This is a genomic window from Micromonospora salmantinae (genome assembly GCF_022230905.1).
Taxonomy (GTDB): Bacteria; Actinomycetota; Actinomycetes; order Mycobacteriales; family Micromonosporaceae; genus Micromonospora; species Micromonospora salmantinae.
On the sequence record NZ_JAKKFG010000022.1, the window covers coordinates 45,233 to 66,176 of the forward strand.

The 20,944-nt window shown below is 70.0% G+C and carries 19 protein-coding genes; 10 read left to right on the forward strand and 9 right to left on the reverse strand.

What is annotated here, in order from left to right:
- Nucleotides 1-255 precede the first annotated feature (255 nt).
- Nucleotides 256-1,473 carry an NADP-dependent isocitrate dehydrogenase gene (locus tag PSH03_RS18100; RefSeq protein ID WP_238689846.1) on the reverse strand — a complete coding sequence of 406 codons (1,218 nt, stop codon included), beginning with the start codon at nucleotides 1,471-1,473 and terminating at the stop codon, nucleotides 256-258.
- A 137-nt stretch (nucleotides 1,474-1,610) separates the two neighbouring features.
- On the opposite strand from PSH03_RS18100, the gene PSH03_RS18105 reads away from it, so the two are divergent.
- On the forward strand, nucleotides 1,611-2,405 hold the full coding sequence (locus PSH03_RS18105; RefSeq protein ID WP_238689847.1) for an MBL fold metallo-hydrolase: 795 nt from the start codon (nucleotides 1,611-1,613) through the stop codon (nucleotides 2,403-2,405).
- 80 nt (nucleotides 2,406-2,485) lie between these two features.
- Here PSH03_RS18105 and PSH03_RS18110 read toward each other — a convergent pair whose 3' ends face one another.
- Nucleotides 2,486-3,436, reverse strand: coding sequence for a malate dehydrogenase (locus tag PSH03_RS18110; RefSeq protein ID WP_112583765.1), 951 nt, complete (start codon nucleotides 3,434-3,436; stop codon nucleotides 2,486-2,488).
- A gap of 139 nt (nucleotides 3,437-3,575) precedes the next feature.
- Entirely contained in the window at nucleotides 3,576-4,436 is an 861-nt protein-coding gene (locus PSH03_RS18115; protein ID WP_088950132.1) for a bifunctional methylenetetrahydrofolate dehydrogenase/methenyltetrahydrofolate cyclohydrolase, read from the reverse strand.
- Between the two features lie 480 nt (nucleotides 4,437-4,916).
- Between PSH03_RS18115 and PSH03_RS18120 the strand changes: the two genes are divergently transcribed.
- The 5 genes from PSH03_RS18120 (at nucleotide 4,917) to PSH03_RS18140 (ending at nucleotide 10,707) form a co-directional block, all read left to right on the forward strand.
- Complete coding sequence (locus tag PSH03_RS18120) at nucleotides 4,917-6,518, forward strand: peptide ABC transporter substrate-binding protein (protein ID WP_210783391.1); 1,602 nt, start codon at nucleotides 4,917-4,919, stop codon at nucleotides 6,516-6,518.
- Nucleotides 6,519-6,715: 197 nt separating this feature from the next.
- Nucleotides 6,716-7,654 (forward strand): ABC transporter permease, encoded by a 939-nt coding sequence (locus tag PSH03_RS18125; RefSeq protein WP_091406336.1) that lies wholly within the window; start codon nucleotides 6,716-6,718, stop codon nucleotides 7,652-7,654.
- Between the two features lie 42 nt (nucleotides 7,655-7,696).
- Complete coding sequence (locus PSH03_RS18130) at nucleotides 7,697-8,653, forward strand: ABC transporter permease (RefSeq protein ID WP_145789084.1); 957 nt, start codon at nucleotides 7,697-7,699, stop codon at nucleotides 8,651-8,653.
- Nucleotides 8,654-8,660: 7 nt separating this feature from the next.
- On the forward strand, nucleotides 8,661-9,692 hold the full coding sequence (locus PSH03_RS18135) for an ABC transporter ATP-binding protein (RefSeq protein WP_210783389.1): 1,032 nt from the start codon (nucleotides 8,661-8,663) through the stop codon (nucleotides 9,690-9,692).
- A complete protein-coding gene (locus PSH03_RS18140; protein ID WP_210783387.1) occupies nucleotides 9,673-10,707 on the forward strand; it encodes an ABC transporter ATP-binding protein in 1,035 nt (344 codons plus the stop codon). The genes PSH03_RS18135 and PSH03_RS18140 overlap by 20 nt, the downstream gene beginning before the upstream one ends.
- A gap of 117 nt (nucleotides 10,708-10,824) precedes the next feature.
- On the opposite strand, the gene purH is transcribed toward PSH03_RS18140, so the two are convergent.
- Nucleotides 10,825-12,396, reverse strand: coding sequence for a bifunctional phosphoribosylaminoimidazolecarboxamide formyltransferase/IMP cyclohydrolase (gene purH / locus PSH03_RS18145; RefSeq protein WP_238689848.1), 1,572 nt, complete (start codon nucleotides 12,394-12,396; stop codon nucleotides 10,825-10,827).
- Nucleotides 12,393-13,013: a phosphoribosylglycinamide formyltransferase gene (purN, locus tag PSH03_RS18150; protein WP_091406347.1), complete on the reverse strand. Its 621-nt coding sequence runs from the start codon at nucleotides 13,011-13,013 to the stop codon at nucleotides 12,393-12,395. The genes purH and purN overlap by 4 nt, the downstream gene beginning before the upstream one ends.
- A 289-nt stretch (nucleotides 13,014-13,302) precedes the next feature.
- Between purN and PSH03_RS18155 the strand changes: the two genes are divergently transcribed.
- The gene (locus PSH03_RS18155; protein ID WP_238689849.1) at nucleotides 13,303-13,857 is read left to right on the forward strand and encodes a DUF4190 domain-containing protein; all 555 of its coding nucleotides are present in this window, start codon (nucleotides 13,303-13,305) and stop codon (nucleotides 13,855-13,857) included.
- 98 nt (nucleotides 13,858-13,955) lie between these two features.
- Here the strand turns inward: PSH03_RS18155 and PSH03_RS18160 are convergent, their stop codons facing one another.
- Nucleotides 13,956-15,245 (reverse strand): cell division protein PerM, encoded by a 1,290-nt coding sequence (locus tag PSH03_RS18160; protein WP_238689850.1) that lies wholly within the window; start codon nucleotides 15,243-15,245, stop codon nucleotides 13,956-13,958.
- 200 nt (nucleotides 15,246-15,445) lie between these two features.
- Between PSH03_RS18160 and PSH03_RS18165 the strand changes: the two genes are divergently transcribed.
- Nucleotides 15,446-15,712, forward strand: a complete 267-nt coding sequence (locus tag PSH03_RS18165; protein WP_196919730.1) for a DUF4190 domain-containing protein — start codon at nucleotides 15,446-15,448, stop codon at nucleotides 15,710-15,712.
- A gap of 60 nt (nucleotides 15,713-15,772) precedes the next feature.
- Here the strand turns inward: PSH03_RS18165 and sucD are convergent, their stop codons facing one another.
- The 3 genes from sucD to icmB form a co-directional block, all read right to left on the reverse strand.
- Nucleotides 15,773-16,660 carry a succinate--CoA ligase subunit alpha gene (sucD, locus tag PSH03_RS18170; RefSeq protein WP_210783379.1) on the reverse strand — a complete coding sequence of 296 codons (888 nt, stop codon included), beginning with the start codon at nucleotides 16,658-16,660 and terminating at the stop codon, nucleotides 15,773-15,775.
- Between the two features lie 2 nt (nucleotides 16,661-16,662).
- A complete protein-coding gene (sucC, locus tag PSH03_RS18175) occupies nucleotides 16,663-17,841 on the reverse strand; it encodes an ADP-forming succinate--CoA ligase subunit beta (protein WP_210783377.1) in 1,179 nt (392 codons plus the stop codon).
- 431 nt (nucleotides 17,842-18,272) lie between these two features.
- Nucleotides 18,273-18,677: a coenzyme B12-dependent isobutyryl CoA mutase small subunit gene (icmB, locus tag PSH03_RS18180; RefSeq protein ID WP_030491849.1), complete on the reverse strand. Its 405-nt coding sequence runs from the start codon at nucleotides 18,675-18,677 to the stop codon at nucleotides 18,273-18,275.
- A 486-nt stretch (nucleotides 18,678-19,163) separates the two neighbouring features.
- On the opposite strand from icmB, the gene PSH03_RS18185 reads away from it, so the two are divergent.
- Nucleotides 19,164-19,871 carry a M23 family metallopeptidase gene (locus PSH03_RS18185; RefSeq protein WP_210783373.1) on the forward strand — a complete coding sequence of 236 codons (708 nt, stop codon included), beginning with the start codon at nucleotides 19,164-19,166 and terminating at the stop codon, nucleotides 19,869-19,871.
- 273 nt (nucleotides 19,872-20,144) lie between these two features.
- Nucleotides 20,145-20,915: a M23 family metallopeptidase gene (locus tag PSH03_RS18190; protein ID WP_238689851.1), complete on the forward strand. Its 771-nt coding sequence runs from the start codon at nucleotides 20,145-20,147 to the stop codon at nucleotides 20,913-20,915.
- Nucleotides 20,916-20,944 lie beyond the last annotated feature (29 nt).

A 20,944-nucleotide genomic window follows, 5' to 3' on the forward strand; every position in this document is an offset into this window, starting at 1 on the left:
GGGGGGCCCGGGACAGGGCCCCCCGCAGGGAAGGGACGGCTGGCTGTGCACGGCACAGCCGGGAAGGCTGGCTGATCGGCGCACGGGTGCCGCGGGTCGACCGTGGTCAACCTTCCTGGACGCGACTGGCATCTCGTCCATCCTGGTCAACGAGGCGCGCCGGTCGCAGTGACGCCGATCGGCGCGGCGGCGCCGGACACGCCGAAGCCCGCCGGCAGGGATGCCGGCGGGCTCCGATGACGCGGTACGCCTGGATCAGGCGGCGATCTTGCGGGCCAGGTTCTCGTCGAGCGCGTTCATGAACTCGTCGGTGGTCAGCCACGGGGCGTCGCGCGAGATGAGCAGCGCGAGGTCCTTGGTCATCTGGCCACCCTCGACGGTGTCGACGATGACCTGCTCCAGGGTGTTGGCGAACTCGGTGACCGCCGGGGTGCGGTCCAGCTTGCCCCGGTGGGCCAGGCCCCGGGTCCAGGCGTAGATCGACGCGATCGGGTTGGTCGAGGTCTTCTCGCCCTTCTGGTACTGCCGGTAGTGCCGGGTGACAGTGCCGTGCGCGGCCTCGGCCTCGACGGTCCGGCCGTCCGGGGAGAGCAGGACGGAGGTCATCAGACCCAGCGAGCCGAAGCCCTGCGCGACAGTGTCGGACTGCACGTCACCGTCGTAGTTCTTGCAGGCCCAGACATAGCCGCCCTCCCACTTGAGCGCGGCGGCGACCATGTCGTCGATGAGCCGGTGCTCATAGGTGATGCCGGCGGCGGCGAACTCGGCCTTGAACTCGGTCTCGAACACCTCGGCGAAGATGTCCTTGAACCGGCCGTCGTACGCCTTGAGGATGGTGTTCTTGGTGGACAGGTAGACCGGGTAGTTGCGGTCCAGCCCGTACCGGAACGACGCCCGGGCGAAGTCCCGGATCGACTCGTCGTAGTTGTACATGCCCATGGCGATGCCGCCGCCGGGGAAGTTGGCGACCTCCATCTCCATCGGCGCGCCGCCGTCAGCCGGGGTGTAGGTGATGGTCACCGTGCCCGGGCCGGGGACGACGAAGTCGGTGGCCTTGTACTGGTCACCGTGGGCGTGCCGGCCAATGATGATCGGCTTGGTCCAGCCTGGGACCAGCCGCGGCACGTTGGACATGATGATCGGCTCGCGGAAGACGACGCCGCCGAGGATGTTGCGGATGGTGCCGTTGGGCGACCGCCACATCTTCTTCAGGCCGAACTCCTCGACCCGGGCCTCGTCCGGGGTGATGGTCGCGCACTTGACGCCGACGCCGTGCTCCTTGATGGCGTTGGCGGCGTCGATCGTGACCTGGTCGTCGGTCTCGTCGCGGTGCTGGATCGACAGGTCGTAGTAGTGCAGGTCGACGTCGAGGTAGGGCAGGATCAGCTGCTCCCGGATCTGCTTCCAGATGATCCGGGTCATCTCGTCGCCGTCGAGTTCTACGACCGGGTTGTTTACCTTGATCTTCGCCATCGGCCGGCGCTCCTCTCGGGGGACACGTGCTCAAGCAGTACGAGCGTACTGCAATTGGGCCGGCAGCCCCCAGCCGGCCTCGACCGGCCGGCGGAACCGGGCTGCGCGGAACAGGAATGCCCTGGAATCATCGTCAGATGCCACTGAACCGCACCCTCGGGTCTATCACGGTCACCGCACTCACCGACGGTGAGGGTGCCTTCTTCCAGCCCCGCGCGGAGGCGTTTCCGCAGGCCACAGCGGCGCAGTGGGCGGAGGCCGACCGGCGCGACCCCGGCTCCGTGACCGCCGACGGGCAGTGGTGGCTGCCGTTCCGCAGCTTCGCGATCCGCGCCGGCGACGGGCCGGTCACGCTGGTCGACGCCGGGATCGGCCCGGCCGACGCACCCGCCGCGAGCTGGGCGCCCGTCCCGGGACGGCTACCCGCCGAGCTGGCCGCCGCGGGCATCGACCCCGCCGACGTCGACACGGTCGTCCTTACCCACCTGCACAGCGATCACATCGGCTGGGCGGTCACCGGCACACCGGGGCGGCCGTACTTCCCGAACGCGAGCTACCTGCTGCAGCGCGCCGAACTCGACGCGGCGGAGACGCTCAACCCCGGGCTACCGGCCGGCCTCGTCGCGCCCCTGCGCGCCGCCGGCCAGCTCCGGGTGGTCGACGGCGAGACCGCTCTCACCCCAGCGGTACGCCTGCTGCCCACCCCGGGCCACACGCCCGGCCACCAGTCGGTGCTCCTTACCTCGGCCGACGAACGGATGCTGCTCACCGGGGACCTGCTGGTGCACATGGTGCAACTCGTCGACCCCCACCTGGCGTACGCCCACGAGGACGACCCGGACCAGGCCCGCACCTCCCGGCTGACTGCCCTCCGAACCCACTCCCCCACCGCCCTAGCCACCCCCCACCTCAGCACCCCCTTCACCCGCTAGCCGGCGGGGTGGGGGCTGGACGGCGAAGGGCGCGCCGGCAAAGCCGGCGCGCCCTTCGCTGGTGCTGTGGTTCGGGGGAACTACATGCTGGAGATGTCGCCCTGCTTGGCGCGGACGGCTTCGGCGGCCTCCAGGAGGCTGGCGCGCTCGTCGGCGTCCAGGTCGGTCTCGACGACCCGCTTGACGCCCTCGGCGCCGATCTCGGCCTCGACACCCAGGTAGACACCGGAGATGCCGTACTCGCCGTCGACCCAGGCGCAGACCGGCATGACCTCGCCGGAGTCCTCCGCGACGGCCTTCGCCATCCGGGCCGCGGCGGCGGACGGGGCGTAGTAGGCCGACCCGGTCTTGAGCAGCGCGACCACCTCGGCGCCACCGTTGCGGGTCTTGACGACCAGTTCCTCGATCTGCTCGGCCGGCATGGCGTCGCGCAGGGGCTTGCCGTTGACGGTGCTCTTCGACGGCACCGGGACCATGGTGTCGCCGTGCGAGCCCAGGGTCAGCGTGCGTACCGAGGCCACCGGCACGTTCAGCGCCTCGGCGACGAAGTTGCTGAACCGCGCGGTATCGAGCATGCCGGCCTGGCCGAGCACCCGGTTCTTCGGGAACTGGGTGGCGAGCTGGGCCAGCGCGGTCATCTCGTCCAGCGGGTTGGAGACCACGATGACGACGGCGTTCGGGGCGTACTTGGCGACGTTCTCGGCGACCTGGCGGACGATCTTGGCGTTGGTCTCCAGCAGGTCCATCCGGCTCATGCCGGGCTTGCGCGGCAGACCAGCGGTGATCACGACGACGTCGGAGCCCTCGATGCTCTCGTAGCCCTCACCGTTGGGGCCGGTGGTCACGCCGACCACCTTCGTCTCGAAGCCCTCGATGGCCCGGGACTGGTTGAGGTCGAGCGCGAGGCCCGCGGGCTTGCCCTCCACGATGTCGGTGATCACTACGGTGTCGAAGACGTCGTACTCGGCCAGGCGCTGTGCGGTGGTGGAGCCGTAGAAGCCAGCCCCGACGACAGTGACCTTCTTACCCATGGTCGTCCCACTCCCTGATACCAGTCGGTTTTCCGGACCGTATCAGTCATCCTGGCACCGATCAGGCCAGGGGCGGCGGCCATCGCCGGGATGGGGCGAACGTCACCGCCGTCCTGGTTCGGCGCCGCCGATGTGCGGGTCAGCCGCGCTCGGCGCGCTCGACGACGTTGGTGAGCAGCATGGCCCGGGTCATCGGGCCCACGCCGCCGGGCATGGGGACCAGCGCGCCGGCCGTCTCGGCCACCTCCGGGTCCACGTCGCCGGTGTAGCGGCCCTTGCCGTCCGCGCCGATCACGCGGGTGATGCCGACGTCCACCACCACAGCGCCGGGGTTGATCATGTCGGCGGTGAGCAGACCCGGTACGCCGGCCGCGACGATGACGATGTCGGCGGCCCGGGTGTGCGAGGCGAGGTCGAGGGTGCCGGTGTGGCAGAGGGTGACAGTGGCGTTCTCGCTGCGCCTGGTGAGCAGCAGGCCGAGCGGTCGGCCAACCGTGTTGCCGCGACCGACCACCGCGACGGTGGCCCCGCGCAGCGCCACGTCGTGCCGGCGGAGCAACTCGACGATGCCGCGCGGCGTGCACGGCAGCGGACCGTCGTAGCCGAGCACGAGCCGACCCAGGTTGACCGGGTGCAGGCCGTCGGCGTCCTTGTCCGGGTCGATCAACTCCAGCACCCGCTGGGTGTCCAGGTGGGCCGGCAGCGGCAGCTGAACGATGTAGCCGTGGCACGCCGGGTCGGCGTTCAGCTCGGCCAGCACGTCGTCGACCTGCTGTTGGGTGGCGTCGGCAGGCAGTTCGCGGCGGATCGAGGCGATGCCCACCTCGGCGCAGTCGCGGTGCTTGCCGTTGACGTACGCCTGGCTGCCCGGGTCCGCCCCGACCAGGACCGTGCCGAGCCCTGGAGTGATGCCGCGTTCCGCGAGTGCCTTCACCCGGATGCGCAGCTCGTCCTTGATCTCCGCTGCGGTTGCCTTGCCGTCCAGAAGCGTCGCCGTCACGACCAGATCGTCTCACGGCCACCGCCTGCGGATCAGACGACCTCGCTCGGGCCGTCCGCCGCCCGCTTCGGCGGGGCGGTCATCGGGCGGGCCGGCCACGGTGTGGTGACCGCCGCTGGGGTAACCGTGTGTGAGGTGTTGCTAGTCACTTTCGGTGACGATCTGTGGGTTCGATCACGGTCGAACCAGACAGGCCGAGTCGGTACTGCGGAGACCGGACGCCTGCCCCAGGCGGCGCTGGGACGGCCGAGCGGGGCCAAACGCGCCGTCAACCATCGCGATTCCGCAGGCCACCGCCGCTAAACCCGGCCTGGGCTAGCAGATTCGCTCGTCCCCGACAAGAGGGGCACCCCCGGACCGTTACTCACTCGCAACCGCGTCGTTGTCGAAGGCCCGTCGCCGACCTACCGTTACCGCTTGTTGCGCAGCGTAACCCAGCGTCGGGCCTGACTGCGCAGCGTGAGGAGATGAGGAGGCTCAATGCGAGTTCGTAGACTCGCCGCCTGGACCGCCCTCCCGCTCGCGGTGACGCTGGGCCTCGCGGCCTGCGGCAGCGGCGGAGACGGTGGATCCGGTGGCAGCGACAGTTCGGTGGTCAGCATTCAGATCGCCGAGCCGAAGCACCTGGTTCCCACAAACACCACCGAGGTGTCCGGCGCGCAGGTGCTCACCGGCCTGTTCAGCCCGCTCGTCGACTACGACGCCCAGAACAAGCCGTACGAGGTCGCCGCGCAGTCGATCACCTCGTCCGACAACAAGGTCTGGACGATCAAGCTCAAGGACGGCTTCACCTTCCACAACGGCGAGAAGGTCACGTCCGAGGACTACGTCAACGCGTGGAACTACGGCGCGTACGCCCCCAACGGTCAGGACAGCAACTACTTCTTCGAGAAGATCGCTGGCTACGCGGACCTGCAGGGCAAGACGCCCAAGGCCAAGGAGATGTCCGGTCTGAAGAAGGTCGACGACCTCACCTTCACCGTGACGCTCTCCGAGCCGTACATCGACTTCAAGACGGTGCTCGGTTACACCTCGTTCTACCCGATGCCGGACGCCGCATTCTCGGCCCCGGGCGTGCTCAAGGACTCCTACGAGCAGGCGCCGATCGGGCAGGGCCCCTTCAAGATGAAGGGCACCTGGCAGCACGACAGCAAGATCGACGTCGAGCGCTACGACGCGTACCCGGGCGAGAAGCCCAAGGTCAAGAACATCGAGTTCCGGATCTACCAGCAGCTCACCGCGGCCTACGCGGACGTCCTGGCGGACAACCTGGACGTGCTGCCCACGATCCCGACCGAGAGCCTGAGCACCGCGCCGAGCGACCTGGGTGACCGGTACAGGACCAGCCCGATGTCGTCGTTCCAGTTCCTCGCGTTCCCGACGTTCGACAAGGACTACAGCAGCCCGGACGTGCGCAAGGCCATCTCGATGGCGATCGACCGTGACGAGATCACCAAGTCGGTCTTCAAGGGTTCGCAGACGTCGGCGCGTTCGTTCGTCTCGCCGGTCCTGCCGGGCTACCGGGAGAACACCGCGGGCAAGGCCGCCGAGTTCAACCCGACCGAGGCCAAGAAGCTCTACCAGGCCGCCGGCGGTCCGTCGAAGATCGTCATCTCGTACAACGGCGACGGCGGGCACAAGGACTGGGTCGACGCCACTGTCAACCAGCTCAAGGCCAACCTGGGCGTCGACGCGGTCGGCTCGGCCGAGCCGAAGTTCGCCGACCTGCTGACCAAGGTCGAGAAGAAGACGCCGGTGGGTGCGTTCCGGATGGGTTGGGTCATGGACTACCCGACCATGGAGGACTACCTCGGCCCGCTGTACAGCACGAACGGCTCGTCGAACTACTACGGCTACAGCAACCCGGAGTTCGACAAGCTGGTCAAGGAGGGTTCCGCCGCCAAGACGCAGGACGAGGCGATCGCCAAGTACCAGCAGGCGGAGGACATCCTGGCCAAGGACATGCCGGTGATCCCGCTCCGCTTCGGCGAGAACGTGTTCGGCCACTCGTCCAAGGTCAAGAACGTGGAGATGGACCTGTTCCAGCGGGTCAACCTCGTCAAGATCGAAGCAGCCAGCTGAGCTGACCATGGTGCGGGCCATCCGGGCGACGACGCCCGGGTGGCCCGGACCGCACCACCGGGGCCGGGCCGCAGCAGCGTGCCCGGCGTCGGTGGTGCCGGCTCCCCCGGGCCGGACGGCACGTCTCGGATATTTCGGGTACGACCAGAGATGCCGTCCTGCGACCCTTTCGCACATTTCCGGAGAGACTGCTAAGCATGTTCCGCTACATCCTGCGGCGCCTACTGCAGATGGTCCTGGCGTTCTTCGGGACCACCCTGATCGTCTACGCGCTGACATTCGCCGGGCAGGGCGACCCGATCCAGGCGCTCGCCGGCGAACGGCCGGTGACGCCAGCCCAACGGGCCTACCTGACCGAGAAGTACAACCTGGATCAGACGGGCGTCGGCGGCTTCTTCTACCGCTACTTCGACTACGTGAAGGACCTGCTCCAGGGCAACCTGGGCGAGTCGCTCACCGGTCGGAGCATCGGGGACATCCTCCAGCAGGCCTGGCCGGTCACCGTGCGGCTCGCGCTCATCGCGCTCGCCGTGGCGATCATCTTCGGCGTCACCGCCGGGGTGCTCGCCGGCATCCGCCGGGCCAGCATCTTCGACAACTCGACGCTGGTGCTGACCCTGCTGGTGCTGGGCATCCCGACCATCGTGCTGGCGCCGCTGGCGCAGTACTTCCTGGGCGTCAAGTGGCAGCTCTTCCCACCCACCGCCGGCTCCGACCCGACGTTCTACGCGCTCCTGCTGCCGGGCATCGTGCTCGGCTCGCTGTCGCTGGCGACCGCCCTGCGACTCACCCGGGCCTCGGTGGCGGAGAACCTGCGCGCCGACTACGTCCGGACCGCCCGGTCCAAGGGTCTGGTCAAGCGGCGCATCGTCGTCGTCCACGTGCTGCGCAACTCGCTGATCCCGGTGGTCACCTTCCTCGGTGTGGAACTGGGCAACCTGATGAGCGGCGCGATCATCACCGAGGGCGTCTTCAACATCCCCGGCGTGGGCTTCAACCTCTTCCGCGGCATCCGCACCGAGGACGGCCCCCTGGTGGTGGGCATCGTCAGCGTGCTCGTCGTGGTCTACCTGGTCTCGAACCTGGTGGTGGACGTCCTGTACGCCGTACTCGACCCGAGGATCCGCTATGAGTGAGCGCAGCGACAGTGCCGGCGCCGAGCGCAGCGAGGTGCAGGCATGAGTGACTTTGAGACCGTGGCGGCCACCGAGAACCAGGCCGCGCGACGTGGCCCCTCGGGGGAGCCGGGCACGCCCAATCAGGTCGGCGCCGCGAACAAGCCCCGCAGCCTGGCCGGGGACGCCTGGCGCGACCTGCGCCGCAACCCGATCTTCTGGATCTCGCTGGCACTGGTCGTCATCTTCACCCTGATGGCGCTGCTCCCGGGGGTCTTCACGGCCAACAACCCGAACGACTGCCTGCTCTCCCGGCAGCACGCCGGGCCGTCCGGCGGGGCCATTTTCGGGTACGACTTCCAGGGCTGCGACACGTACTCCCGGGCGGTCTACGGCACCCGGGCGTCGCTGCTGGTGGGTGCGCTCGCCGCGTTGGGCACCGGCATCATCGCGCTGGTGGTCGGCATGCTGGCCGGTTACTTCGGCCGCTGGGTCGACGCGGTGCTCTCCCGGGTGATCGACGTGGTGCTCGGCATTCCGCTGCTGCTGGCCGCGATCGTGCTGCTCAAGCGGGTGTCCAGTGACAGCCAGGCGGCTCGGATCGGCGCTGTCGTCTTCGTGTTGGCTCTCCTCGGCTGGACCACGGCCGCCCGCGTGGTCCGGTCCTCGGTGATCACCGCGAAGGAGCAGGACTACGTCGCGGCGGCCCGGATGCTCGGCGCCGGCAACAGCCGGATCATGTGGCGGCACATCCTGCCGAACTCGCTGGCCCCGGCGATCGTCGTACTGACCATCGCGCTCGGCTCCTTCATCGCGGCCGAGGCGACGCTGTCCTTCCTCGGCATCGGCCTGAAGGCGCCCACCATCTCGTGGGGCCAGGACATCGACACCGGCCGGATCCACATGCGGGAGGCGGCCACCCCGTTGATCGTCCCGTCGGCCTTCCTGGCGCTGACCGTGCTGGCGTTCATCATGCTCGGCGACGCGATCCGTGACGCCTTCGACCCGAAGCTGCGGTGAGAACACCATGACCGTCAATCCAACTCCCGCCTCTGCCACACCTGAGGGCGGTCACCTGCTGGAGCTGCGGGACCTGCACGTCGAGTTCCGCACCAACGAAGGTGTCGCCCGGGTGATCAACGGTGTGTCGTACCACCTGGACGCCGGCGAGACCCTTGCCGTGCTCGGCGAATCCGGCTCGGGCAAGTCGGTCACCGCCCAGGCGATCATGGGAATCCTGGACACCCCGCCCGCGTTCGTCCGCTCCGGCCAGATCCTCTACCGGGGTGAGGACCTGCTCACCCGCTCCGAGGAGCAACGCCGGCAGGTACGCGGCAAGGAGATCGCGATGATCTTCCAGGACGCGCTCTCCGCCCTCAACCCGGTCTTCCCGGTCGGCTGGCAGATCGGTGAGACGCTGCGCCAGCGTGCCGGCATGTCCCGGGCCGACGCTCGACGTCGGGCCGTCGAGCTGATGGACCTGGTCAAGATCCCGGGTGCCGCCAAGCGGATCGGCGACTACCCGCACCAGTTCTCCGGCGGCATGCGGCAGCGCGTCATGATCGCCATGGCGTTGGCGCTGGACCCGAAGGTGCTGATCGCCGACGAGCCCACCACGGCCCTCGACGTGACAGTGCAGGCCCAGATCATGGACCTGCTGGCCGACCTGCGCCGGGAACTCAACATGGCGATGATCCTGATCACCCACGACCTGGGTGTGGTCGCCGGTGTCGCGGACCGGATCGCTGTCATGTACGCCGGCCGGATCGTCGAGCACGCCGACGTCCGCTCGCTCTACAAGGCGCCCGCCCACCCGTACACCAAGGGGTTGTTGGAGTCGATCCCGCGCCTGGACGTTCGCGGCCAGGAACTGTCGACGATCAAGGGGTTGCCGCCGAACCTGATGCGCATCCCGTCCGGCTGCCCGTTCCACCCCCGGTGCCCGTACGTCCAGCAGGTCTGCGTGGACGAGGTGCCGCACGACCTGGTCCTCGGCGACGGCCGGACCAGCGCTTGCCACTTCGCGCAGGAGGTCCGTGATGACAGCGTCGCCCGCTAACCCCACCAAGGTCCGCGGCGAGACCATCCTCTCCGTCGACAACCTGGTGAAGCACTTCCCGATCACTCAGGGCGTGCTGTTCCAGCGGCAGATCGGGGCGGTGAAGGCCGTCGACGGGGTGAGCTTCGAGCTGCGTCGGGGTGAGACGCTCGGCGTGGTCGGCGAGTCCGGCTGCGGCAAGTCCACCCTCGCCCGGCTGCTGATGCGGTTGGAGACGCCCACCTCCGGACGCGCCACCCTGGAGGGCAAGGACCTGTTCAAGGCTTCCGGGGCTGAGCTGCGCCGGCTGCGCCGCAACATGCAGATGGTGATGCAGGACCCGTACACCTCGCTGAACCCGCGGATGACCGTCGGCGACATCATCGGCGAGCCGTTCGAGATCCACCCGGATGCCGCGCCGAAGGGCAGCAAGGCCAAGCGGGTCCAGGAGCTGTTGGACCTGGTCGGGCTCAACCCGGAGCACATCAACCGGTACCCACACCAGTTCTCCGGCGGTCAGCGTCAGCGCATCGGCATCGCCCGCGCCCTCGCGCTGAAGCCCGAGGTGATCGTCTGCGACGAGCCGGTGTCGGCGCTCGACGTCTCCATCCAGGCCCAGGTGATCAACCTGCTCAAGCAGTTGCAGGGCGAGCTGGGGCTCTCGTACATCTTCATCGCGCACGACCTGTCGGTGGTGCGGCACATCGCCGACCGCGTCGCGGTGATGTACCTCGGCCGGATCGTCGAGATCGGCACCGAGGACGAGATCTACGAGCGGGCCACCCACCCGTACACCCAGGCTCTGCTCTCTGCCGTGCCGGTGCCGGACCCGGAGGCCCGCGACCAGCGCAACATGATCCGGCTGGTCGGCGACGTGCCCAGCCCGGCCGACCCGCCGAGCGGGTGCCACTTCCGGACCCGCTGCTGGAAGGCCCAGGACATCTGTGCCGTCGAAGACCCGGCGACGGTCCCGCGGGCAGCCGACCCCCACCCCTCCGCCTGCCACTTCGCCGAACTCCGCCCCACCCCGGCCTGACCACGCCGGACCCCTGCGGTTGATCATGAAGTTGTTGCCCAGACACGCCGACGTGCAGGGCAACAACTTCATGATCGCCGGGGTCGAGCGTCGGTGGGACGGGGAGCCGGGGTGGGGTTAGTGGTAGAAGTGGCGGGTGCCGGTTAGGTACATGGTTACGTTGGCCTTCTTGGCCGCTTCGATGACTTCTTCGTCGCGGATGGAGCCGCCGGGCTGCACGATGGCGCGGACACCGGCGTCGATGAGGATCTGCGGGCCGTCGGCGAACGGGAAGAACGCGTCCGAGGCGGCGACCGAGCCGCGGGCCCGGTCGGCGCCGGCGCGGCTGACCGCGAGCTGCGCCGAGTCGACCCGGTTGACCTGACCCATGCCCACGCCGACGGTGGCGCCGTCCTTGGCGAGCAGGATCGCGTTGCTCTTCACCGCGCGGACCGCCCGCCAGGCGAACGCGAGGTCCCGCAGCAGCTCCTCGTCGGCGGCCTCGCCGGTCGCCAACTGCCAACTCGCCGGGTCGTCGCCGGGGGCGTTCACCCGGTCGGCGACCTGGGCCAGCACACCACCGGTCACCGGCCGCAACTCCACCAGCGCCGGCTTCCAGGCCGGTGCCCGCAACAGCCGGATGTTCTTCTTGCCCTGCAACACCTCGACCGCGCCCTCGTCGAAGCCGGGGGCGACCACCACCTCGGTGAAGATCTCGGCGACCTGCCGGGCCAACTCGACCGAGACCGACCGGTTGACAGCGATGACACCGCCGTACGCCGACACCGGGTCGCAGGCGTGCGCCCGGCGGTGCGCCTCGGCGACGTCCGCGCCGACCGCGATGCCGCACGGGTTGGCGTGCTTGATGATCGCCACCGCCGGCTGGTCGGCGAAGTCGTTCGCGGCCCGCCAGGCGGCGTCGGCGTCGACGTAGTTGTTGTACGACATCTCCTTGCCGTGCAGCTGCTCGGCCTGGGCCAGCCCGGCCGGGGCGTCCGGGTCGGTGTAGAGCGCGGCGGGCTGGTGCGGGTTCTCGCCGTAGCGCAGCGCCGTCGACTTGCGCAGCGCCAGCCCGGCGAACGCCGGCCAGGAGTCGTCGGCCGGGGCCAACTCCTGGGCGCACCACTGGGCCACCGCGACGTCGTACTCGGCGATGTCGGCGAACGCCCGGGCGGCCAGCGCACGACGCTGGGCCATTGTGAAGCCACCCTCGCTGAGCGCGCCGAGCAACGCCGGATAACCGGCCGGGTCGGTGAGCACGGCGACCGAGGCGTGGTTCTTGGCGGCGGCCCGCACCATGGCCGGACCACCGATGTCGATCTGCTCCACGCACTCCTCGACGTCGGCGCCGGAGGCGACGGTCGCCTGGAAGGGGTAGAGGTTGGAGACCAGCAGGTCGAACGCCGCCACGCCCAACTCGTCGAGCTGCGCCACGTGCGTGTCCTTGCGCAGGTCCGCGAGGAGGCCCGCGTGCACCTTCGGGTGCAGGGTCTTCACCCGGCCGTCGAGCACCTCGGGGAACCCGGTCACCGTCTCCACGGGCGTCACCGGAACCCCGGCGGCGGCGATGGTGCCCGCCGTGCTGCCGGTGGACACGATCTCCACACCGGCGGCGTGCAGGGCCTGAGCCAGCTCGACCAGCCCGGTCTTGTCGTAGACGCTGACCAGCGCCCGCCTGATCGGGCGGCGCCCGTCCTGAGTGGGACTCACGGAACCGTGACCTTCCTTCCGGTGATGGTCCAGCCTTCGCGGACCAGCCGACCGACCTGCTCGACGAGCTGGCGTCGCTCGGCTTCCTTGATGCGCTCGGTGAGCGTGTCGACGTCGTCGTCGTCCAGCACCGGCACCGCGACCTGCGCAACGATCGGCCCGGTGTCCATGCCGGCGTCGACGAAGAAGAGGGTGGCTCCGGTGAGCTTCACGCCGTAGGCGAGGGCGTCACGCGGGCCGTGGATGCCGGGAAACGCCGGCAGCAGCGTGTTGTGGGTGTTCAGGTAGCGGTCACCGAAGGCGGCGAGGAAGTGCGGGCCGACCAGCTTGAGGAAACCGGCGGAGATGACCAGGTCGGGTTGGTGCTTCGCGACGTGCGCGGTGAGCGCGCGGTCCCAGTCTTCCCGGGTGTCGTGGTCGCGGACCCGCTCGACGAAGGTCGGCACCCCCGCCGCGTCGGCCCGGTCCAGGCCCGCGATGCCGTCGCGGTCCGCGCCGACCGCGACGACCTGTGCGCCGTACGCGGGGTCGGCGGCGGCATCCAGCAGCGACTGAAGGTTGCTCCCGGAGCCGGAGATGAGGACGACGATGCGGGCGACAGGCGCGGGCTCGGTCACCGGGCCACCCTATCGGGCAGGTCAGGGACACCCTTCGACTGGGCGGCACGCCGATCTTCGGCAGTGCCGACGTGCGTCGACCCGGTACGCTGCCGCTCGCTCGGGCCGAACGCCGCGCCGGCCCACACACCGCCCCTGATCCGGCACACCAAGCGGTCGACAAGGGCCTTTTGCCTGCTTTGGGAGACATGTCGTCCTGTTGCTGTACTGGGCTTTGGGAGGACTGACCGCGATCATGGATGGAAACAAAGAGCACCAACTGACGGAACCAGTCCAAGGAGCTTTTCGAATGCAGCCCGGTAACCCCGGTCAGGACCCGTACGGCCAGCAGCCCAACCAGGACCCGACCGCTCCCCACCCGCCGGCCGCCCCGTACGGCCAGCAGCCCACCTCCGGCCAGCCGTACGGTCAGCAGCCGCAGGACCCGTACGCCGCGCCGCAGGCCCCATACGGTCAGCAGCCCACCTCGGGGCAGCCGTACGGTCAGCAGCCGCCGTACCAGGACCCGTACGCGCAGCAGCAGCCCCCGTACGGCGCCGGCCCGACCTACCCGAACGCCGGGTACCCGCAGGCACAGGGGCAGAACAACACCCTCGGTCTGGTGTCGATGATCCTCGGTATCGCGTCGATCCCGCTGATCTGCTGCCTCTACCTGGGCATCCCGGTCGGCATCGCGGGCATCGTGACCGGCTACCTCGCCAAGCAGAAGGTGGCCCAGGGCCAGGCCAACAACGCCGGCCAGGCCAAGGCCGGTCTGATCTGCGGCGCGGTTGGCGTCGGGCTGGGCATCCTGCTGCTCATCCTGAGCGTCGTGGCGCAGGTCAACCTGCCCACCCAGCCCTGACGGGCTCGGATTCGACGGGGCGCTCCGGGTCTCACCCCGGGGCGCCCCGCGCTCGTCTACTGGACGGGACCACGGGTCAGCGTCCCCCGGTGGCGGCTCTACTGCGCGGGACCGCGGCTCAGCGCCCGGGTGGCGGCGGCGCCGAGCAGCGCGCCGACCGCTATGACACCGGCCGCCACCGCCCCGACCTGCCAACCCACCGGCCCGACCTGGGACAGCCGACCGACGCCGAGCGGCCCGCCGGAGGCCGCCGCGGCCGCGCCGAGCACCACCCCGGCCACCGGCCCGGCCAGCACCGCCGGCGCCAGCAACTCGGCCCAGCGCTGCGCGGCCCGCTCCGGCACGGCGAGTCGAGCCACCCGCCGGGCGAGCAGCCAACCGGCGACCATCCCGGCGAGCACCGGCACCGCGAGCAGCAGGGTGCCGAAGCCGTCCACCGGGCCACGCGGCAGGCCAGCGAGCAGCGGCACGGCCGGCAGCGCGCCGACCGACACCTCGCTGGTACGGACCGCGGTGTCGGTCCCGACGGCGAACCCCGGCCCGAGCAGGTAACTGGTCGACCAGACCGCCGCGTTGGGCGCGTACGCGACGCTGACCAGTGTGATGCCGGCCTGCCCGGCGACTCCGGTCCGGTACGCCCCGATCATGTCGGCCGCGTCGCCGCCGCCGGTGGCCACCGCCAGGCCGGCTGCGCCCGCGCCCGCGCCGAGCAGCAGCAGCCCGGCCACCAGGCCGGTGCGAACCCCGTCGCGCACCGGGCCCGGAAGCCGGGTGACGAGCAGCCGGGTCACGGCGGTGATCCGGACCGCGCCGACCAGCGCGGCGAGTGTGCCGACCGCCGCGAACGTGGCGCCCGCCCGGATCAGCGACACATTCGGCCCACCCGTGCCGACCAGCACCGCCGCGAGCGCGCCGAGCAGCGCGTACGCGATGCCGACCGCTACCGCGGCGAGCAGTGCCCGGCGCGGTGAGCGGGTGTCGCGAGCACCGATCGCGCGGCTGACGTGCACGCCGGCGCGGGTCAGCCGCCAGAGCGCGAGCACTGTCAGCGCCAGCGGGACGAGCCCGAGTGGCCCGGTCTCGGTGTGCAGGGGCACGCCGTGCCCGAGCAGCCAGCCGGCCAGCGCGGTGCGCAGGGTGCCGGTCACTGTGGTGGAGTCCGCGCCGAGCTGCACCAGGCCGAGCACGACGGCGACCGGCAGGTAGGAGGTGAGGGCGGCCCAGCAGGCGGCCACCCCGGCGGCGACGGGCAACGGCGCCCGCCCGCGCGGCGACCCACCCGCGCGAGGCGCGGGCACCCGCCGGGCCAGTGCGGCGCGGTCGACCGGCCGGTCGTCGGCGCTCACACCGCCGGGACGGCTGGGACGATCAGGGGTGACGGGGGACATCCGCTCTACTCTGGCACGTCGCGCGGGCGGTGGCAGTCCGTTAACCCCTCCTAAGGTCGGCGAGTTCACCGAACCGACGTCCTGCCCACCCGGGCCGGTCTAGCCTCGGCCCTGAGGGGGCGCGCGTCGCCGCCACCCGGGACGGGCCCGCCGGTCGCGGTCCGGGCCGGCACGTCGCCCATGACCGCTCGGAGGACGCTGTGACGACGCCATACCCGCCTCCCCCACCACCACCGGCCCGAGGACGCGACCGGACCACCCTCTGGGGCGTGCTGGGCATCGTGCTGGGGCTGATCTGCTGCGGCATCTTCGGCATCGTCTTCGGCTACCTGTCCATCCGCGACGCCCGGCGGTACGGGCAGTCCCCGCTGCTCGGTTACCTCGCCATCGCGTTCGGCGTGATCAACATCATCGGCGGGGCGATCCTGCGCTCGACCGGCAACTACCCGTTCTGGAACAACGACTGACGCGTACGCAGAAGGGGGTCGACCGTGACCGGTCGACCCCCTTTGTCATGCCTGACCGGCTCAGTTGCCGGACATGATCTCCCGCATCAGCTTCGCGGTCTCGGTCGGCGTCTTGCCGACCTTGACGCCGACGGCCTCCAGCGCCGCCTGCTTCGCCTCGGCGGTACCGGCGGAGCCGGAGATGATCGCACCGGCGTGACCCATGGTCTTGCCGGGCGGAGCGGTGAAGCCGGCGATGTAGCCGACCACCGGCTTGGTGACGTTGGCCTTGATGAACTCGGCGGCCCGCTCCTCGGCGTCGCCACCGATCTCACCGATCATGACGATGGCGTCGGTCTCCGGGTCGGCCTCGAACGCCGCGAGGGCGTCGATGTGGGTGGTCCCGATGATCGGGTCACCGCCGATGCCGACGCAGGTGGAGAAACCGATGTCGCGCAGCTCGTACATCATCTGGTAGGTCAGCGTGCCGCTCTTGCTGACCAGGCCGATCCGGCCGGAGCCGGTGATGTCGGCCGGGATGATGCCGGCGTTGGACGCGCCCGGCGAGGCGATGCCCGGGCAGTTCGGCCCGATGATCCGGGTCTGCTCGCCCTGCGCCACGTTGTACGCCCAGAACGACGCGGTGTCGTGCACCGGGACGCCCTCGGTGATCACCACGGCCAGCGGGATCGCGGCGTCGATCGCCTCGACCACGGCGGCCTTGGTGAACTGCGGCGGCACGAAGATGACTGTGACGTCGGCCCCGGTCTCGGCCATCGCGTCCGCGACGGACGCGAAGACCGGCAGCTCGGTGCCGTCGAAGTCGACAGTCTGGCCCGCCTTGCGCGGGTTGACGCCACCCACCACGTTGGTGCCGGCGGCCAGCATCCGCCGGGTGTGCTTGGAACCCTCGGAACCGGTCATCCCCTGGACGATGACCTTCGAGTCCTTGGTCAGCCAGATAGCCATGATCAGACCCCCGCAGCTGCCAGCTCGGCGGCCCGCTCGGCCGCACCGTCCATGGTGTCCACCCGCTGCACGAGCGGGTTGTTCGCGCTGTCCAGGATCGCCCGGCCAGCTTCGGCGTTGTTGCCGTCGAGACGGACGACGAGCGGCTTGGTGACCTGCTCGCCGCGCTGCTCGAGCAGGGCCAGCGCCTGGATGATGCCGTTGGCGACCTCGTCGCAGGCGGTGATGCCGCCGAAGACGTTGACGAAGACGCTCTTCACGGCCGGGTCGGACAGCACGATCTCCAGCCCGTTCGCCATCACCGCGGCGCTCGCGCCGCCGCCGATGTCGAGGAAGTTGGCCGGCTTGACGTTGCCGTGCCGCTCACCGGCGTACGCGACCACGTCGAGGGTCGACATGACCAGACCCGCGCCGTTGCCGATGATGCCGACCTCGCCGTCGAGCTTGACGTAGTTGAGGTCCTTGGCCTTGGCGGCCTGCTCCAGCGGGTCCACAGCGGCCTGGTCGACGAGCGCCTCGTGGTCCGGGTGCCGGAACCCCGCGTTCTCGTCCAGGCTGATCTTGGCGTCGAGCAGCAGCATCCGGCCGTCGCCGTTCTTGGCGAGCGGGTTGACCTCGACCAGGGTGGCGTCCTCGGCGACGAACGCCTGCCACAGGCCGACGGCGATCTCGACCACCTGGTCGGCGACCTCGGCCGGGAAGCCGGCAGCGGTCACGATCTCGCGGGCCTTGGCCTCGTCCACGCCCTTCACGGCGTCGATCGGGGCCTTCACGACCTTGTCGGGGGTCTCGGCGGCGACCTGCTCGATGTCCATGCCGCCGGCGACGCTGGCGATGCAGAGGAAGGTGCGGTTCGCCCGGTCGAGCAGGTACGAGAAGTAGTACTCCTCGGCCACGTCCGCGGTCACCGTGATCATGACCTTGTGGACGGTGTGACCCTTGATGTCCATGCCGAGGATGTCGGTGGCCCGGGCCACCGCCTCATCCGGGCCCTCGGCCAGTTTGACGCCGCCGGCCTTACCTCGGCCGCCGACCTTTACCTGCGCCTTGACGACCACACGGCCGCCAAGGCGTTCGGCGATCGCGCGGGCCTCTTCCGGGGTAGTGGCGACGCCGCCGGCCAGCACGGGCAAGCCGTGCCGCTCGAACAGGTCCCGCCCCTGGTACTCGTACAGGTCCACGATTGCGCGTCCCGTCCCGTCTCCGCGGCGCGCCGTCGCGCCGCCACCAGCGTTCAGAAAACAGTTTGACGCCTGTCATCAGTTGAAACAGGCCATTGGCCGCAGCCTAGCGAGGTCGGCACCACCGGCAACCGAGCGGGTGCACGGTGTGCGGTAATGCACAACCGGACATCAGTTGTGGCCGGTTTCCGGCCATGACTCGGGTGGCATCCACCGTCCGGGCGATGTTGTCCGGCTTGCGTAACCCTGCCGTGGGGGCGTCGTTGAGTCAGATGTCGGAGCGCTGAACAGCGCAAAGACGGGATACGGCCGATGCCCTGTCGGTCGAGGGGTGGCGGCGGGGCATCGTGCATAGAGGGGCCGGACGTGTGAGGGGTGCGTCCGGCCCCTCCCCCGTGCCCAAAATCGGTGGCGCAGCAGATCGGCGTGCCTCAGGAAACCGGCTGGGCCACGTTCTGTCGGACCCACTCGACAATCGCTTGAGTGGTGGCGCCAGGCGTGAAGATCTTCGCGACGCCCAGCTTCTCCAACTCGGGAATGTCGCCGTTCGGAATGATGCCGCCACCGAACACGACGATGTCGCGGGCGTCCCGCTCACCGAGCAGTTCCAGCACCCGCCGGAAGAGCGTCATGTGCGCCCCGGAGAGCACTGACAGGCCGACCGCGTCGGCGTCCTCCTGGATGGCGGTCTCCACGATCTGCTCAGGAGTCTGGTGCAGGCCGGTGTAGACGACCTCCATCCCGGCATCCCGCAGGGCGCGCGCGACGACCTTCGCGCCCCGGTCGTGGCCGTCCAGGCCAGGCTTCGCGACGACGACCCGAATCCGAGAGCTCATCAGCGCACACCTTTCACCGGCTTGACCGCCTTCACCTTAACGAACGGTAACCCGGCGGGCCCGGCCCGGGAAATCCGGGCTCCGTCACCGGCCGTTACCCGGCGTGCCCACCGCGCAACCCGGAGAGGTCCGGCCTGGCGCCGTCACCGCTTCGTCGCCACCGCGCCGCCGGCAGGGCCGGGGACACCATCCCGACACTGCCCGGAGTCAAGCCGGACGACTCCGCCGGAACGGTCACGCTCGGCGACGAACGGGCAGCGACGGGGGCACCGTTCGGCGTCGCGATGCATGACAATCACGGACGCAAACGGACAGATCGACACGCCAATTTTTCCGTCTAGCTTGTGACTCGCCTGGCGGTTGGCTAACGTGTCCACGGTTGTCATCAGGTCCATGGACGGGTGACGACGCGGTCAGCGGACGTCTCACTGGACCTTCAGGGGACGCCCACCGGCCGCTTCGGAACCCCGACAACGGAGGGTGTGCGTGCGCCAGCGCCTGTCGTCTGAGCCCGATCGATATCGCGGTCGCCGCCGCGTACCCACCCCACCCCGCAGCCGTTACGCCGCTGTCGTCACCACCGCGTTCGTCGGTGCCGGCATCGTGGCCCTCGGCGCGAGCGCCCTGCCGGACGCCAAGGACGTCAGCCCGACGGTCCTCGACGAGCTCAAGCAGGCGTCGGTCACCAGCCAGGACGCCGCGGCCCGTGCGGACAACGCCGACCGCGCCTCCCGGGACAGCCGCAGCAAGGACAGCGTCGAGCGCGAGGTCTGGCTGCTGCCGCTGCAGGGCTACGACTTCAACTCCCCGTACGGCGTCCGCTGGGGCAAGATGCACACCGGCGTGGACCTGGTCGCCGGCGAGGGCACGCCCTACGTGGCGATCCACGACGGGTTGGTCACCAAGGCCGGCTGGTTCGGCGGGTACGGCAACGCGGTGATCGTCCAGCACGCCGACGGCAGCGAGGCCATCTACGGCCACTCCTCCGCGGTGAGCGTCAAGGAAGGCCAGCAGATCAAGGCGGGCGACCAGCTCGGCCTCGTGGGTCAGACCGGCCACGCGTACGGCACCCACCTGCACCTGGAGATCCATGTCAAGGGGCAGCCGATCGACCCGGTGCCGTTCCTCCAGGAACGCGGAGTGGACATCAAGCTGCAAGTCGAGGCAATCTACAGCGAGGTAGCCGCCGGCTGACGTTGTGTAACGACCGTTGACCGCCCGGATCTGTCGATCCGGGCGGTTTTTCGTTGCCTCGGCCGGGTGGATGTATCCCGGGTCACACCGGCGATTGTGATCGGCGACACCACACAGCATGATCACTTTTCCGGATAGAGCGCCGTAGAGCGGGTCATATCCGGGCAGCCATCACTTCGCCCGCCGCGCGGTCACCCGGTCCCCGCGCCCACCCCGGCTCGGCCCGACACCAGTATTTCGAGGTCAAGTGCCCCTCGACTCTGAAGGTCCGCCGTGCAGGAAGACAGCCCCGTCCAGAACGAGAACACCCCCGACACCCCCCACACCGAGCAGCCGCAGCGCGCCGGCCGGCGGAACCGCCTCGTCGTGCTCAGCGCCGCCGCCCTGGTGGCCCTCGGCCTCGGTGGCGTCGCCGTCGCCACCACAGGCGGCGACCACCCGGCACCCGCCGCCGTCTCCCTCGACGCCCAGGCCCGGGCCGAGGCCGCGAGCCGGGCCGACCGCTCGGTCCGTGAGTCGAGCACCCCGGTCGCCCCCTCGCTCAGCCCGACGCTCAGCCCGTCGGCGGTCAGCGCCAGCCCGACCCCCGCGAAGAAAGCCGCCGCGAAGGCCAAGCCGAAGCCGAAGAAGACCACCAGGCCCACACCCGCCTGGGTCGACCCGATGCCGGGCGCAGCCGTCACGTCCTGCTACGGGCAGCGTTGGGGCACCCTGCACGCCGGTATCGACCTGGCGCTGCCCTCCGGCACGCCGATCCACGCAGCGGCCGCCGGCACCGTGACCCAGGCCGGCGACGCCTCCGACGGGTACGGCAACTCCGTCTTCATCGACCACGGCAACGGGTACCTGACCCACTACGCCCACCAGAGCCGCATCGCTGTCACCGTCGGCCAGAAGGTCAAGGCCGGCCAGGTCATCGGCTACGAGGGCGCCACCGGCGATTCCACCGGTCCGCACCTGCACTTCGAGGTGCACCACGGCATGTGGAACCAGATCGACCCGGCCCCGTTCATGCGGGCCCGTGGCGTCGACCTGGGCTGCTGAGGCGGCATCCCCCTCGGTCCACGCGCAAC

What these genes read in the sequence shown, in the direction of transcription:
- PSH03_RS18110 (WP_112583765.1), bottom strand. Translation starts at nt 3,436, where the DNA reads ATGGGTAAGAAGGTCACTGTCGTCGGGGCTGGCTTCTACGGCTCCACC.
- PSH03_RS18105 (WP_238689847.1), top strand. Translation starts at nt 1,611, where the DNA reads ATGCCACTGAACCGCACCCTCGGGTCTATCACGGTCACCGCACTCACC.
- PSH03_RS18130 (WP_145789084.1), top strand. Translation starts at nt 7,697, where the DNA reads ATGAGTGACTTTGAGACCGTGGCGGCCACCGAGAACCAGGCCGCGCGA.
- icmB (WP_030491849.1), bottom strand. Translation starts at nt 18,677, where the DNA reads ATGAGCTCTCGGATTCGGGTCGTCGTCGCGAAGCCTGGCCTGGACGGC.
- sucD (WP_210783379.1), bottom strand. Translation starts at nt 16,660, where the DNA reads ATGGCTATCTGGCTGACCAAGGACTCGAAGGTCATCGTCCAGGGGATG.
- PSH03_RS18140 (WP_210783387.1), top strand. Translation starts at nt 9,673, where the DNA reads ATGACAGCGTCGCCCGCTAACCCCACCAAGGTCCGCGGCGAGACCATC.
- PSH03_RS18155 (WP_238689849.1), top strand. Translation starts at nt 13,303, where the DNA reads ATGCAGCCCGGTAACCCCGGTCAGGACCCGTACGGCCAGCAGCCCAAC.
- PSH03_RS18100 (WP_238689846.1), bottom strand. Translation starts at nt 1,473, where the DNA reads ATGGCGAAGATCAAGGTAAACAACCCGGTCGTAGAACTCGACGGCGAC.
- PSH03_RS18135 (WP_210783389.1), top strand. Translation starts at nt 8,661, where the DNA reads ATGACCGTCAATCCAACTCCCGCCTCTGCCACACCTGAGGGCGGTCAC.
- PSH03_RS18160 (WP_238689850.1), bottom strand. Translation starts at nt 15,245, where the DNA reads ATGTCCCCCGTCACCCCTGATCGTCCCAGCCGTCCCGGCGGTGTGAGC.
- PSH03_RS18125 (WP_091406336.1), top strand. Translation starts at nt 6,716, where the DNA reads ATGTTCCGCTACATCCTGCGGCGCCTACTGCAGATGGTCCTGGCGTTC.
- PSH03_RS18120 (WP_210783391.1), top strand. Translation starts at nt 4,917, where the DNA reads ATGCGAGTTCGTAGACTCGCCGCCTGGACCGCCCTCCCGCTCGCGGTG.